The following is a 14041-nucleotide window of genomic DNA, read 5'->3' as shown; positions in this document are numbered from 1 at the left end:
AGCGTATTCACAGCAGCATCCGCGAAGTGTCTTCGGCCACCGAGCAGGTCAACGAAGTGGCCCTGCGGGTCATCAGTGCTTCGAATTCATCGATGACCAACTCCGACGAGCAGTCCAACCGCACCAACAGTGTCGCCGCCGCCATCAACGAGTTGGGCGCCGCCGCTCAGGAAATTGCCGGCAATGCTGCTCAAGCCTCGCAGCACGCCAGTTCCGCGCGCCTGCTGGCCGAAGAGGGCCAGCAAGTGGTCGAGCGCAACATTGCTGCGATGAACCGCCTGTCCGACCTGATCGTCACGTCCAGCGAGCACATCGAAACGCTGAACAGCAAGACCGTGAATATCGGCCAGATCCTCGAAGTGATCACCAGCATCTCCCAGCAGACCAACCTGCTGGCGCTGAATGCCGCCATCGAAGCAGCCCGCGCCGGTGAAGCCGGGCGTGGTTTTGCCGTGGTTGCCGACGAAGTGCGCAACCTGGCGCACCGCACCCAGGAATCGGCGCAGCAGGTGCAGACCATGATCGAAGAGCTGCAGGTCGGTGCCCGCGAGTCGGTCGACACCATGGACCAGAGCCAGCGCCACAGCCAGGACAGCATGCAGATCGCCAACCAGGCCGGTGAGCGGCTGGACAGCGTGACCGTGCGCATTGGCGAGATCGATGGCATGAACCAATCGGTGGCCACTGCCACCGAAGAACAGACCGCCGTGGTCGAGGCGATCAACATGGACATCAACGAGATCAACATGCTCAACCAGGAAGGCGTGGAAAACCTGCAGGCGACCCTGCGCGCGTGCTCCGACCTTGAGCAGCAGGCTGGCCGCCTGAAGCACCTGGTGGGCAGCTTCCGCATCTAAATACAGACCGCACCGCCCGCCCCCACAAGGACAGCACAACCCCGAAGGGTTGCGCCCTACCTGTGGGGGCGGGCGAGCCCGCGAAACAACCAACACCACTCGACGAGCCTGCCCCACCCAACCCCGATCGAACAAACTATCCTTCACACAGGTCAACCTTTAGGCGCGTCATCGCCGGCAAGCCACCGCCGGATGACAGACCCGAAGACGATCCCGGAGGGATGCTGATCGTGCATATCGCCGACATCACCATGTTCTACGCCCCGGCCAGCGGTGGCGTACGTACCTATCTTGATGCCAAACATCACCGTCTCGACGCCATCCACGGCGTACGCCACAGCCTGTTGATCCCCGGCGCCAGCGCCCACCAAGCCGATGGCATCTACCAGGTTCCCGCTCCACCCTTGCCGTTTGGCAAGGGCTATCGTTTTCCTGTACGCCTGGCCCCATGGTGCAATACGCTGCGCACACTCAAACCCGACCTGATAGAAGTCGGCGACCCCTACCTCACCGCATGGGCCGCGCTGGAGGCCCGGCGCCAACTCGACGTGCCGGTAATCGGTTTCTACCATTCCGACTTGCCGTTGCTGGTGAGCAACCGCATGGGCAACTGGTTCACGCCCAATGTCGAAGCCTATGTCAGCAAGCTGTACGGCAATTTCGACCGGGTACTGGCGCCCAGCCAGGTCATGGCCGACAAATTGCGCCGCCTGGGCGTGCGCGATGTACACGTGCAGCCGCTGGGCGTTGACCTTGCCACGTTCCATCCCGCCCAGCGCGACCCGCACCTGCGCGCCGAACTGGGCATAGCCGACACCAGCCGCCTGTTGATCTACGCCGGCCGCGGCTCGCGGGAAAAGAACCTGCCGGTGCTGCTCGACTGCATGCAGCAACTCGGCCACCCCTACCACCTGCTGCTGGTGGGCTCGAACATGCCGGCCAGCGTGCCTCACAACGTCAGCGTCATCGACCACTTCTGCCCCGCTGCAGAGGTGGCCCGGCTGATGGCCAGTGCCGACCTGCTGGTGCATGCTGGCGACCAGGAAACCTTCGGCCTGGTCATCCTCGAAGCCATGGCCAGCGCCACACCCGTGGTGGCCGTACGCGCAGGTGCGTTCACTGAAATCATCAACGAGCAGTGTGGCCGCCTGTGCACGCCCAACGAGGGTCGGGCGATGGCGATGGCAGTGCGCGAGGCGTTCGAGGCGGGGGTCCGCAAGCTCGGCATGCAGGCCCGTCGTCATGTAGAGCAACATTATTCATGGGATAAGGTGGTGGCGGGCCTGCTACAGCACTACCAAGCCGTGCTCGGCCATCAGCCGCAGGTGCGTGCCCATGCTTGAGCCCTCCTCCAGGCAACGCAGCCTCCTGCTGGTATTGCATGATGTGGCCCCAGAAACCTGGCCGGACTATGCGCCGTTCGTACACGCCGTGGATGCGCTGGGCAACGTGCCCATGACATGGCTGGTGGTCCCTGACTTCCATCGGCGTAATCCGCTGCACCAGGCACCCTCGTTCTGCCGCGTGCTGGACGAACGCCTGGCCAACGGCGACGAGCTGGCGCTGCACGGTTACGCCCATGCCGACGAAGGGCCGGCACCGCGCAGCCCCATCGACTACTTCATGCGGCGCATCTACACGCATGAAGGTGAGTTCTATAGCCTCGATGAGCACGCCGCGCTTACCCGGCTGCAGGATGGCCTGGCGCTGTTCGAGGACCAAGGCTGGCCCGTAGCAGGCTTTGTCGCACCCGCCTGGCTCATGAGCCAGGGCACTCGGCAAGCCTTGCGCCGCCTGCCGCTGAAGTACACCAGCACACCGCAACACCTTTACCGTTTGCCGGACTTCACAGCCATCGATGCGCCAGGCCTGGTCTGGAGTGCCCGGAGCGCATGGCGTCGTACTTTGTCCCGCGCAGTGTGCAACTGGCAATGTCAACGCTGGCAGGACGCGAGCACATTGCGCCTCGGGCTGCACCCTGTGGACATGCGCCACCGCTCATCCCGTGACTATTGGCTGCGAACACTCGAAAGCCTGTTGAAGGACGGCCGCGAGCCGCTGACCAAATCTGCCTGGCTGGAGCGCCAGGTGCCAGCATGAACCGCTGGGCCTGGCTGGCGCTGGCATTGCTGGGTGCAGCGCTGGTGCCCGTGCTGCTGGGTGGTAGCGAGCTGCTGCCAAGGCTAAGCCGGTTCGACCCACAACTGATGCTGATATTGCTTGGCATGATTTTGTCGTGCTGGCTCATCAACGCCTTGCGCCTGCGCTTGTTGCTCGGCGAGCAGGCAAAGCAGTTGAGCCCTGCACGCAGCCTGGGCGTGGTGATGGCCACCGAGTTCGCCATCTGCACCACCCCCGGCGGCAGTGGCGGCCCGTTGACCCTGATGGCCCTACTGGCGCGCAATCGCATCGGCCCGGCGCGCAGCGCTGCGGTATTCGCCATGGACCAGCTGAACGACCTGGTGTTCTTCTTCTGCGCGATGCTGACGATCGCCGGCTACGCACTGTTCCACAGCCTGGGCCGCAGCCAGGAAAGCATGCTGCTTGGCAGTGCATTACTGCTGTGCACAACGCTGGCCGGTGTGGTCGCGCTGTTGCGCTACCGACGCACGGTAATGCGCATGAACGGCAGGCTGTTGCAGCGCCTGGGCATGGGGCCGCCGCGCAAACGCCGCTGGGCGCGCAAACTGCTGCACTTCATCGCTGCCCTGGCACAGACCTGGCGCCTGCCCAAGCGCACCTTGAGCCTGGTGTTCACCCTCACCTGCGTCCACTGGGGGCTGCGCTACAGCGTGCTGTTCCTGGTGTTGCGGGGGCTGGGGGTAGAGCTGGCGTGGATCCCCAGCTTCCTGGTGCAGATGCTGTCGCTCAGTGCCGGCCAGTTCAGCCTGCTGCCTGGCGGGGCCGGGGCCGCCGAGCTGACTTCGGCCACCTTGCTTACACCCTTGGTGGGCAGCTCGACCGCAGCGGCGGCGATCCTGATATGGCGAGGGGTTACTTACTACTTTTATCTGCTGGCAGGCGGGCCTGTGTTCGTGTGCCTGCTGGCGCGTCCTTTGCTGGAGCGCTGGCGGCGGCAGGCGGGTTGAGCTGTTGCCAGAGTTCGGCGGCGCCTGGGAAGTCGGTGCCGTCGGTTTCGTCCAGGGCTTCGGGGTCGTAACGGGCCAGGCACCCTTCGCCAAGGGTGGGTGGGGGTGAAGCGGTTGGGGCATTGCGCTGCTTGGCCATTAGCGATCCTTTCAAGATTTTTGGGGCCGCTTTGCGGCCCAAAAATCCCACAGGCAACCTGCTGTTTCAGTCAAACACGACAGTCTTGTTGCCATGCACCAGCACGCGGTCTTCCAGGTGATAGCGCAGGCCACGGGCCAGCACCATCTTCTCCACATCACGGCCAAAGCGGACCATGTCCTCGATGCTGTCGGCATGGCTGACACGCACCACGTCCTGCTCGATGATCGGGCCGGCGTCCAGCTCTTCGGTGACGTAGTGGCAGGTCGCACCGATCAGCTTCACGCCACGCAGGGCGGCCTGGTGGTACGGCTTGGCGCCGACGAACGAAGGCAGGAAGCTGTGGTGAATGTTGATGACCTTCTCTGCATAGTCCCGGCACAGTTGCGGCGGCAGGATTTGCATATAGCGGGCCAGTACCACCACGTCGGCGGCGTGCTCCTGCACCAGGCGCGACACCTCGGCGAAGGCCGGGGCCTTGTCCTTGGGATCGACCGGCACATGGAAGAACGGAATACCGTGCCACTCGACCATGCTGCGCAAATCATTATGGTTGGAGATCACGCAAGGGATCTCGCAGTCCAGCTCATCGGTGTGCCAGCGGTGCAGCAAGTCTGCCAGGCAGTGAGACTCACGGCTGGCCATCAGTACCACGCGTTTTTTCTGCGCCGAGTCGGTAATGCGCCAGGCCATGGAGAACTCTTCGGCGATTGGCGCAAACGCCTCACGGAAAGCTTCGATACCGAACGGCAGAGATTCAGCGCGGATTTCATGGCGCATGAAGAACCAACCGCTCTGCTCATCGGAGTGGTGGCTGGCTTCGTTGATCCAGCCATTGTACAAGGCCAGGAAATTACTGACTTTCGCCACGATGCCTACACGGTCGGGGCAGGCGATCACCAGACGATAGGTGCGCATGAATGAGACTCCAGAACTTCGCAAAGGCGCCCATTCTAGCGGCACGCCAGCAAAAGCGCAGTATTGATCGCAGCCACGATGGCATATGCAGGCCCAAATCGATGCACGGGCAGCGTCTGGCAGACATGGGCTTTATGTAAAATTTTGTTCACGTTGAGAAATGTTGTCACAGCTTAATTAACAGTTAATGGTCCAATCTTATGTTTACTTGCGAGTATCGCCTGTCTATTATTGCCCCACACATTTCTGAACACGCATTAAGGAACACTCCATGTCCCTGATCAACGAGTACCGCGCTACCGAAGAAGCCATCAAGGAACTTCAGGCCCGCCTGGCCAACCTGTCGCAGGATGACAAGCTGAAGAAAGAACTGGAGTTCGAAGGCAAACTGCGCACACTGATGGGCGAGTACTCCAAGTCGCTGCGCGACGTGATTGCCCTGCTCGACCCAGAGTCGAAACTGAGCAAAGCACCGCGTGGCGCGGTCAAGACTACCGCCACCAAGCGTGCACGTAAGGTCAAGCAATACAAAAACCCGCACAACGGTGAAGTGATCGAAACCAAAGGCGGCAACCACAAAACCCTGAAAGAGTGGAAAGCCACTTGGGGCGGCGATGTGGTCGAAAGCTGGGCAACCCTGCTGGACTGATAGTCCGCATACACCGTTTGCTTCACACAACAAAAACGCCGGCACATTGCCGGCGTTTTTGTTTACCTACCATCAGCCAATTGCAAATTGTGCCTGCAATTGACGGGCATGCACTTGCCAGGCCTCGAGCACTCGCCGGCCCGCCTCGTCGGCCCCCTGCCAGGCTTGCTGGCGCGCCTGTTCAAAGTCGCCCAGGGTATTGGGTGCGCCCCACTGCGGGTCGCTCAGGCGTTGCTGGCAGAAGCCGTACCACCGATGCCGCTCTTCGCTGGTCAAGGTTTCAGGGAAGTTACGAGCCCGATAACGGAACAACAGCTCCGGCAAACGCGGGTCATCGAACATCCAGTGGCCACGGCTCAACTGCGCCGGTTCCAGCGCACGAACTTGCTCGCATAAACGCCGGTCGCGGTCACCGATAAATCCCTCATACAACTGCTGTTCCGGGTCTTCACTCGGGGCGAACTCATCCTTGCCATAGATGTGTTCCAGCTTGTCTTGCCATTGCGCCTGTTGATTGGCCAACTGTTCACCGCGCGATTGTAACAACGTCAAGTCCAGACCCAACCGTTGTTGATCGGCCGGGCGCAATACCGACAGCGGCGCCAGTACCGGGCAGCGATTGATCTGCACCAATTTGAGCGGTACCGGTAATTCACCTTCGGCCAATTCATCATGACGGGTGTACAAGCGCTGACGCAGAACTTCAGCACTTTCCCGTAGTAACGGTAGGGTTTCATGGTGCAGGTCGCAGACAATCAGCGCATTGCGATTACGCGGGTGCCAGGCCAGTGGCAATACGACACCCAGGTAATTACGCGCCGCAGAAAAACGCCCGGATATATGCACCAGGGGCTGCAACAAACGAATTTGCTCCATCACTTTATGCTTGCTGCGCAACTGGAACAGCCAGTCATACAACTTGGGCTGTTTCTGCCGAATCAGGCGGGCCAGGGCAATGGTTGCCCGCACGTCGGAAAGCGCTTCGTGGGCATGCCCGTGGTCAATGCCATTGGCCTTGCTCAGCAGTTCCAGGCGCAGGCTGGTGCGCCCGTCCTGCTGCGGCCATTGGATGCCATCCGGGCGCAGGGCATAGGCGGTGCGCACGATGTCGATCAGGTCCCAGCGGCTGTTACCGCCCTGCCACTCACGGGCATAGGGGTCGAAAAAATTGCGGTACAAACTGTAGCGGGTCACTTCATCGTCGAAGCGCAGCGTGTTGTAGCCCGCGCCACAGGTACCCGGCTGCGCCAGTTGTGCGTGCACCTGGGTCATGAACTCGGCTTCGCACAGGCCCTGCTCAGCCAGCAACTGCGGGGTGATGCCGGTTACCAGGCAGGCCGCCGGGTGCGGCAGGATATCGTCCGAGGGCCGGCAATAAAGGCTGATCGGCTCGTCGATTTCGTTGAGGTCGAAGTCAGTGCGCACACCAGCCACCTGCAGCGGCCGATCGCAGCGCGGGTTGATGCCAGTGGTTTCGTAGTCGTGCCAGAAAATGCTGGAGCTCACGGGGTCGTCCTGTATCGAGGTCGACCCGATTCTAGCGCGATTCTAGAAAGCCAAGGTTCAGACGCGAGCGTTGGCGGGGCGGAAACTGAAATACTCGCGCAGCGAGCGCACGAAATCATCGTACTCGCGTGGAGACTGCAGCAGCATGAAGCCCGAATCGTAGTGCCCCGGCGTCTGGTCCTCGCGGCACCACAGGCAACTGGCGGTGAGGTTGACGAACTGGTGCCCGCCGCCAGCCAGTGGCATGCGCAGTTGCAGCTCGTAATCAGGCCCGACCAGCACGGGTAGCTGGCTGATGACCATCAAGCCATCTTCGGAGGCATTGCCCAGCTGACCGAGTTCCTGACCGGTAAAACGGTTGAACACCTTGAGGACGCAAGGCAGTTGATGACGTTCGATGTGGCGCTTGTTGAACATGATCGCGAGTGTATTCCGTACCTGATGCCAGGAATACAAGGTACTGGCGGTTGTTGTAACAGCTGAGTTACAGATTAGCGCAGCGCGCGCAGCAAATCTCGTGAAATAAACCACACCTTGGTGTTAGCGCCAAGGTGCGGTCGTCACCGGGCTGGCCACGGCCGCTTCAACGCCGCGCACATGGCCGAGTTTTTCCAGCGTCTGCAGGCGCGCCTGGGCACGATAGGCGTACTCGTTGCCCGGGTACTGCTGGATCAAGTACTGGTAAGTCTGCGCAGCATCCACGTACAACGCCTGGCGCTCCAGGCACTGGCCGCGCAGCAACGATACCTCGGGGTGGATGAACGGCCGTGCACGGCTGGTGCGGTCAACCTGCGACAACTCGAGCATGACGCGTGCACAATCGCCCCGGTCGTAAGCGCGGTAGGCATTGTTCAGGTGGTGGTCCATCGACCAGCGGGTGCAGCCGACGGCGCTGACGGCCAGGGCTAAAACGATCAGGGCTCGCATGGGGATCTCCTTTGATGCCAGTGTATCGGCGTTTGCCTGCAAATCTTCACACCCTTTTGCAAGGATACCCTGCCCGTTCAAATGCCACCCTGCCTTGGTCGCAGGTAGTGCAACGGAACAATGACTACAGCGAGATTCAGGAGTAGCCTTTCGCTGCGCTTCACTATAGGAGTTTGTGCATGAGCATCCGCCGTACCAAAATCGTCGCCACCCTTGGCCCCGCCAGCAACTCGCCGGAAGTGATCGAACAGCTGATCCTTGCCGGCCTGGACGTGGCACGCCTGAACTTCTCCCACGGCACGCCGGACGAGCACAAGGCCCGCGCGCGCCTGATCCGTGACATCGCCGCCAAGAACGGCCGCCATGTTGCATTGCTGGGCGACCTGCAGGGTCCGAAGATCCGCATCGCCAAGTTCGCCAACAAGCGCATCGAATTGAAGATCGGTGACAAGTTCACCTTCTCCACCGCCCACCCGCTGACCGAAGGCAACCAGGACATCGTCGGTATCGACTACCCCGACCTGGTCAAGGACTGCGGCGTTGGTGACGAGCTGCTGCTCGACGATGGTCGCGTGGTCATGCGCGTCGAAACCGCCACTGCAGACGCCCTGCACTGCGTGGTGATCATCGGTGGCCCGCTGTCGGACCACAAAGGCATCAACCGTAAAGGTGGCGGCCTGACCGCACCGGCCCTGACCGAAAAAGACAAGGCCGACATCAAGCTGGCCGCGGAAATGGACCTGGACTACCTGGCCGTATCCTTCCCACGTGACGCCAGCGACATGGAATACGCGCGCAAGCTGCGTGACGAGTCCGGCGGCAGCGCCTGGCTGGTGGCCAAGATCGAACGCGCCGAAGCGGTTGCCGACGACGAGACCCTCGACAAGCTGATCGCCGCCTCCGACGCAGTGATGGTTGCCCGTGGCGACCTGGGCGTGGAAATCGGCGACGCCGAGCTGATCGCCATCCAGAAGAAGATCATCCAGCACGCCCGCCGCAACAACAAGGCGGTGATCGTGGCGACCCAGATGATGGAGTCGATGATCCAGAACCCGATGCCGACCCGTGCCGAAGTGTCCGACGTGGCCAACGCCGTGCTGGACAACACCGACGCGGTGATGCTGTCGGCCGAAAGCGCCGCAGGTTCCTACCCGATCGAAGCCGTCCAGGCCATGGCCCGCATCTGCCTGGGTGCCGAAAAGCACCCGACCAGCCAGAAGTCCAGCCACCGCCTGCACACCACCTTCGAGCGCTGCGACGAAAGCATCGCCTTGGCGGCCATGTACACCGCCAACCACTTCCCGGGCGTGAAGGCGATCATCGCCCTGACCGAAAGCGGCTACACCCCGCTGATCATGTCGCGCCTGCGTTCGCACGTGCCGATCTTCGCCCTGTCGCCGCACCGCGCTACCCAGGCGCGCGCCAACATGTTCCGTGGCGTGTACCCGATTGCCTTCGACCCGGCTTCGCTGCCGGCCGACAAGGTGAGCCAGGCAGCCGTGGACGAGCTGCTCAAGCGTGGCCTGGTGCAGCAAGGTGACTGGGTGATCCTGACCAAGGGTGACAGCTACCACACCATCGGTGGCACCAACGGCATGAAGATCCTGCATGTCGGTGACCCGCTGGTCGGTTGATCTGCTGCTACAAAGGGGGCCGCTTTGCGGCCCCCTGCTATTCAGGCATGCTCGACAAACACATCAGCAAACACCTGCCCCCGTGGCACCCCGGCAATGAACAGCCGCCGGGCAAAACGCTCCACACTCCCCGCCGCCCCGCACACCAGCGCCACCGTCTGCCGTGACGCCAGCCGCAACCCGGCCAGCGCATCATCCATCTGTTCCGCCAGCACCAACTCGACTTTCACCCCTGGCAACTGCTGCAATGGTTCCGCCAAATAGTGCCCCGCCCGATCCCGTGCCACATGCAACAGCCGAATTTCCCCCCGATGCCCCTGGCGTAGCGCCTCGCGCAAGATGCCCCACAATGGCGCCAACCCGGTGCCCGCTGCCAACAACCACAGCGGCCGCTCCTGCCAGTCCGGGTCGTAATGCAAAGCCCCCCCTCTCAATTCACCCAGACGCATTTCATCGCCAACCCGTAGACCGCGCGCCTTGTCACAAAAGGCACCAGGGCGCTGGCAGTCGATATGAAACTCAAGTTGATCATCTTCACCTGGCAGGCTGGCCAGGGAATAAGGCCGTGCAACCTCGTCCAGCCACAGCACCACATGCTGACCCGCCTGATAGCGCAACGCACGCTCTGGCTGCAGGCGCAAACGCAGCACATCGCCGAACCAGTCCAGCGCACTGACCTTGGCCGGCACACCGTCGTGCCGAGGGTCGAACAGCACCAGGCGCAGGTCCTCGACCACACGGCACTGACAGGCCAGGCGCCAGCCCTGGGCATGCTTGTCAAGCGCCAGCGCCTCGGGCAAGGCATCCAACGGTTGCCCCGCCAGGCAGTGCACCAGGCAGGCATGGCAACTGCCGGCGCGGCAGCTGTAGGGCACATTCAACCCGGCCTCGTTCAGGGCATCGAGCAGGTTGCTGCCAGTCGGCACCGCCCAACGGTGCTCGCCCACGCAAATTTCGGGCATGTTCGGTACTTCTCCTGCTATCCCAGGCTCACTGTAAGCCAAGCAGAGCACGCCAGCAAAAAGGATGCCTGACCGCTGCCGACCATGGTCCAGACCGGCCGCAGGTGTGTCCGCCACGGATGCGCGCTATACTGCCGCGCCTTTTTCCGTCGGCCTGACCTGCCGGCGCCTTGCAAGGCGCTTCGACATGCTGGTCGGCAATGTCGAGCGTCTTTTTGAATGTTCCCGTCTTTAAGAGGAGCGCGCTGCATGACCGTGATCAAGCAAGACGACCTGATTCAGAGCGTCGCCGACGCCCTGCAATTCATCTCGTACTACCACCCCGTCGATTTCATCCAGGCCATGCACGAGGCCTATCTGCGTGAAGAGTCGCCTGCTGCACGCGATTCCATCGCCCAGATCCTGATCAACTCGCGCATGTGCGCCACCGGCCACCGCCCGATCTGCCAGGACACCGGTATCGTCACCGTGTTCGTGCGCGTGGGCATGGACGTACGCTGGGACGGCGCCACCCTGAGCGTCGACGACATGATCAACGAAGGTGTGCGTCGCGCCTACAACCTGCCTGAAAACGTCCTGCGCGCCTCGATCCTGGCCGACCCGGCCGGTGCCCGCAAGAACACCAAGGACAACACCCCGGCAGTGATCCACTACTCCATCGTCCCCGGCGACAAGGTCGAGGTCGATGTCGCAGCCAAGGGCGGCGGCTCGGAGAACAAGTCGAAGATGGCCATGCTCAACCCGTCCGACTCGATCGTCGACTGGGTGCTGAAGACCGTGCCGACCATGGGCGCTGGCTGGTGCCCGCCTGGCATGCTCGGCATCGGCATCGGCGGTACCGCCGAGAAAGCCGCAGTAATGGCCAAGGAAGTGTTGATGGAGTCCATCGACATCCATGAGCTGAAAGCCCGCGGCCCGCAAAACCGCCTGGAAGAAATCCGTCTGGAGCTGTTCGAGAAGGTCAACCAGCTGGGCATCGGCGCCCAGGGCCTGGGTGGCCTGACCACCGTGCTCGACGTCAAGATCATGGACTACCCGACCCACGCCGCCTCCCTGCCGGTGTGCATGATCCCCAACTGCGCCGCCACCCGCCACGCCCACTTCGTGCTCGATGGCTCCGGCCCGGCCGAACTGGAAGCGCCGTCGCTGGATGCCTACCCGGAAATCGTCTGGGAAGCTGGCCCGAGCGCCCGTCGCGTCAACCTCGACGACATCACCCCGGAAGAAGTCGCCAGCTGGAAGCCGGGCGAAACCATCCTGCTCAACGGCAAGATGCTGACCGGCCGCGATGCCGCGCACAAGCGCATGGTTGAAATGCTCAACCGTGGCGAAGAACTGCCGGTCGACCTGAAAGGCCGCTTCATCTACTACGTAGGCCCGGTCGACCCGGTCGGTGACGAAGTGGTAGGCCCAGCCGGCCCGACCACCGCCACTCGCATGGACAAGTTCACCCGCCAGATCCTCGAGCAAACCGGCCTGCTGGGCATGATCGGCAAGTCCGAGCGTGGCCCGACCGCCATCGAGGCGATCAAGGACAACAAGGCCGTGTACCTGATGGCCGTTGGCGGTGCTGCCTACCTGGTAGCCCAGGCCATCCGCAAGTCGAAGGTACTGGCCTTCGCCGAGCTGGGCATGGAAGCGATCTACGAGTTCGAGGTCAAGGACATGCCGGTTACCGTCGCCGTCGATAGCAACGGTGAGTCGGTACACATCACTGGCCCTGCCCTGTGGCAGAGCAAGATTGCCCAAAGCCTGGCAGTCGAAGTGAAGTAACCAGATGTAACTGCGGCGCCCGCTCCCACAGGTAACGCGTAGCCTTCTGGCTTGCGCTGTACGTGTGGGAACGGGCTTGCCCGCGAAGAGGCCACTGCTGTCATCACAGGGCTCTTTCAAACTGCTCCGGCCAGTCCCGCCAGGTAAACACCTGCCCTTCCCGCCTCACCCGCCGCACTTCCTCCAGGTCCACCTCACACACCAGCCACTGGCTGCAATCTGGGCTCAGCGCCTCACTCAACGCCACCACCCCATCCCCCGGCATCCCATGATCCGGCGGCACGAACAACCCTGCCCGGCCAATATTCTCGTCCAACGCCGGTGACCAGGGTGCCAACCCAACCGTAGGGCTCTGCAACACGGCGATCTGGTTCTCCAGCGCCCGCGCCTGGGCGCCAATGCGTACCCGGTGGTAACCGGCCTCGGTATCGGTACAGCTCGGCGCCAGGATCAGGTCGGCACCAGCCTCGGCCAAACGCCGGGCCAGCATGGGGAACTCATTGTCATAACAGATCAGAATCCCCAGCCGACCCAATTCGGTGTCGAACACCTGCAGCCCCTGGCCTGCAGCGATGTCCCACTGTTCGCGCTCGAACCGGGTCATCATCAGTTTTTCCTGGTAGCCCAGCACACCCTGGGGGCCGAACAGCCAGGCACGGTTGCGGTAGCGCCCATCGCTGTCCAGCACCGGCACGCTACCCGGTTGCAGGTAGATCCCCCAGCGCCGGGCAAGACCCTCGCACAGTGCTTTCCAGGGTTCGATCAGCGGCTGAATACCGGCAATCGAAGCCTTCAGGTCCCCTCGCTGCTCGGCACTCAGCTGGCCACTCAGCACCAGCCCGGCGTACTCCGGTAACAACAGCAAGCGAGCGCCCGCCTCTACCGCCTCGGCACACAGGCGTTGCAGGTGATCGGCGTAGGCGTCCCAGGTTTCATGCAGTTCGATGGCGTATTGGCAGGCCGCCATACGAATCATATCGGCAGCGCCTTGAGCCAGAACGACATCAACTTGTCGGAGCTTTCCGGTTCGTCCAAGTCGCGCCAGGCATAGCGGGTGCGTAGCGACGGGTCATGCAGAAAGCCGCGATTGCGCCAGAAGCCGTGCAAGGGTTTGTAGTCCGCTGGCCGTCGCGGGTGCACGCCTGGCCGCTCCACCGCGCAGAACGCGCAGTAATCGAACTCGGCCAGTTTGTGCGCGTAGGACTCGCGTTCGATGAAGAAGCGCACCCCCAGGCCCTGGCCACGGTATTCGGGCAGCACCAGCGATTCGCCAAAGTAATACACACTGGCGGGGTCGCGGCCTTGGGCCAGGAACGGCTGCTGGAATTCGGCCGCGACATCCACCAGCGGCAGGCCGGTAGAGGCACCGACCACCTTGCCGTCGTCCAGCGCCAGCACTACCAGGCTGCGCCCGGAGCGGGCGTAGTTGGACAGGTAGTCAGCCTCATACTCCGGGGTGCCGTCGTAAAGGTAGGGAAACTCGCGGAACACGGTAAGGCGCAGGCGAGCGAGGTCATCGATGTAAGGCGCGATAGCGGCGCCGTGCAACAGGCGTATTTCCATGCTTGGCGGTCGTTTTGTCGATGT

The 14041-nt window shown here is 62.5% G+C and carries 14 protein-coding genes; 7 read left to right on the top strand and 7 right to left on the bottom strand.

Features of this window, described 5'->3' with window-relative positions:
* Positions 1-92 precede the first annotated feature (92 nt).
* The 4 genes from APH35_RS29615 to APH35_RS00370 all read left to right on the top strand — a co-directional run bounded on the left by APH35_RS29615 (position 93) and on the right by APH35_RS00370 (position 3946).
* On the top strand, positions 93-857 hold the full coding sequence (locus tag APH35_RS29615) for a methyl-accepting chemotaxis protein (protein ID WP_370739324.1): 765 nt from the start codon (positions 93-95) through the stop codon (positions 855-857).
* A gap of 221 nt (positions 858-1078) precedes the next feature.
* Positions 1079-2200 carry a glycosyltransferase family 4 protein gene (locus APH35_RS00380; RefSeq protein WP_012273994.1) on the top strand — a complete coding sequence of 374 codons (1122 nt, stop codon included), beginning with the start codon at positions 1079-1081 and terminating at the stop codon, positions 2198-2200.
* Entirely contained in the window at positions 2193-2957 is a 765-nt protein-coding gene (locus tag APH35_RS00375) for a DUF2334 domain-containing protein (protein WP_060494705.1), read from the top strand. Before APH35_RS00380 ends, APH35_RS00375 begins: the two co-directional genes overlap by 8 nt.
* Positions 2954-3946 (top strand): lysylphosphatidylglycerol synthase transmembrane domain-containing protein, encoded by a 993-nt coding sequence (locus tag APH35_RS00370; protein WP_060514019.1) that lies wholly within the window; start codon positions 2954-2956, stop codon positions 3944-3946. The genes APH35_RS00375 and APH35_RS00370 overlap by 4 nt, the downstream gene beginning before the upstream one ends.
* A gap of 205 nt (positions 3947-4151) precedes the next feature.
* Here the strand turns inward: APH35_RS00370 and purU are convergent, their stop codons facing one another.
* A complete protein-coding gene (purU, locus tag APH35_RS00365) occupies positions 4152-5003 on the bottom strand; it encodes a formyltetrahydrofolate deformylase (protein WP_012273997.1) in 852 nt (283 codons plus the stop codon).
* Between the two features lie 271 nt (positions 5004-5274).
* Here purU and mvaT point away from each other — a divergent pair, with 271 nt between their 5' ends.
* Complete coding sequence (gene mvaT, locus APH35_RS00360; protein ID WP_012273998.1) at positions 5275-5652, top strand: histone-like nucleoid-structuring protein MvaT; 378 nt, start codon at positions 5275-5277, stop codon at positions 5650-5652.
* A 72-nt stretch (positions 5653-5724) separates the two neighbouring features.
* On the opposite strand, the gene sbcB is transcribed toward mvaT, so the two are convergent.
* The 3 genes from sbcB to APH35_RS00345 all read right to left on the bottom strand — a co-directional run bounded on the left by sbcB (position 5725) and on the right by APH35_RS00345 (position 8085).
* On the bottom strand, positions 5725-7158 hold the full coding sequence (sbcB, locus tag APH35_RS00355) for an exodeoxyribonuclease I (RefSeq protein WP_060494707.1): 1434 nt from the start codon (positions 7156-7158) through the stop codon (positions 5725-5727).
* 57 nt (positions 7159-7215) lie between these two features.
* A complete protein-coding gene (locus tag APH35_RS00350; protein WP_012274000.1) occupies positions 7216-7575 on the bottom strand; it encodes a PilZ domain-containing protein in 360 nt (119 codons plus the stop codon).
* Between the two features lie 123 nt (positions 7576-7698).
* Entirely contained in the window at positions 7699-8085 is a 387-nt protein-coding gene (locus APH35_RS00345) for a hypothetical protein (protein WP_012274001.1), read from the bottom strand.
* A 179-nt stretch (positions 8086-8264) separates the two neighbouring features.
* Here APH35_RS00345 and pyk point away from each other — a divergent pair, with 179 nt between their 5' ends.
* On the top strand, positions 8265-9719 hold the full coding sequence (gene pyk / locus APH35_RS00340) for a pyruvate kinase (RefSeq protein ID WP_012274002.1): 1455 nt from the start codon (positions 8265-8267) through the stop codon (positions 9717-9719).
* Between the two features lie 41 nt (positions 9720-9760).
* Here pyk and APH35_RS00335 read toward each other — a convergent pair whose 3' ends face one another.
* Positions 9761-10681 (bottom strand): iron-sulfur-binding ferredoxin reductase, encoded by a 921-nt coding sequence (locus APH35_RS00335; RefSeq protein WP_060514018.1) that lies wholly within the window; start codon positions 10679-10681, stop codon positions 9761-9763.
* A gap of 249 nt (positions 10682-10930) precedes the next feature.
* Between APH35_RS00335 and APH35_RS00330 the strand changes: the two genes are divergently transcribed.
* Positions 10931-12454, top strand: coding sequence for a fumarate hydratase (locus APH35_RS00330; protein ID WP_012274004.1), 1524 nt, complete (start codon positions 10931-10933; stop codon positions 12452-12454).
* 103 nt (positions 12455-12557) lie between these two features.
* Here APH35_RS00330 and APH35_RS00325 read toward each other — a convergent pair whose 3' ends face one another.
* Entirely contained in the window at positions 12558-13430 is an 873-nt protein-coding gene (locus APH35_RS00325) for a carbon-nitrogen hydrolase family protein (RefSeq protein WP_012274005.1), read from the bottom strand.
* Positions 13427-14017 (bottom strand): GNAT family N-acetyltransferase, encoded by a 591-nt coding sequence (locus APH35_RS00320; RefSeq protein ID WP_012274006.1) that lies wholly within the window; start codon positions 14015-14017, stop codon positions 13427-13429. The genes APH35_RS00325 and APH35_RS00320 overlap by 4 nt, the downstream gene beginning before the upstream one ends.
* Between the last annotated feature and the right edge of the window lie 24 nt (positions 14018-14041).

The organism is Pseudomonas sp. NBRC 111132 (genome assembly GCF_001320565.1).
Taxonomy (GTDB): domain Bacteria; phylum Pseudomonadota; class Gammaproteobacteria; order Pseudomonadales; family Pseudomonadaceae; genus Aquipseudomonas; species Aquipseudomonas putida_P.
Note: the sequence above shows the minus strand (reverse complement) of the source record. Positions and strands in the feature narration are given on the sequence as shown.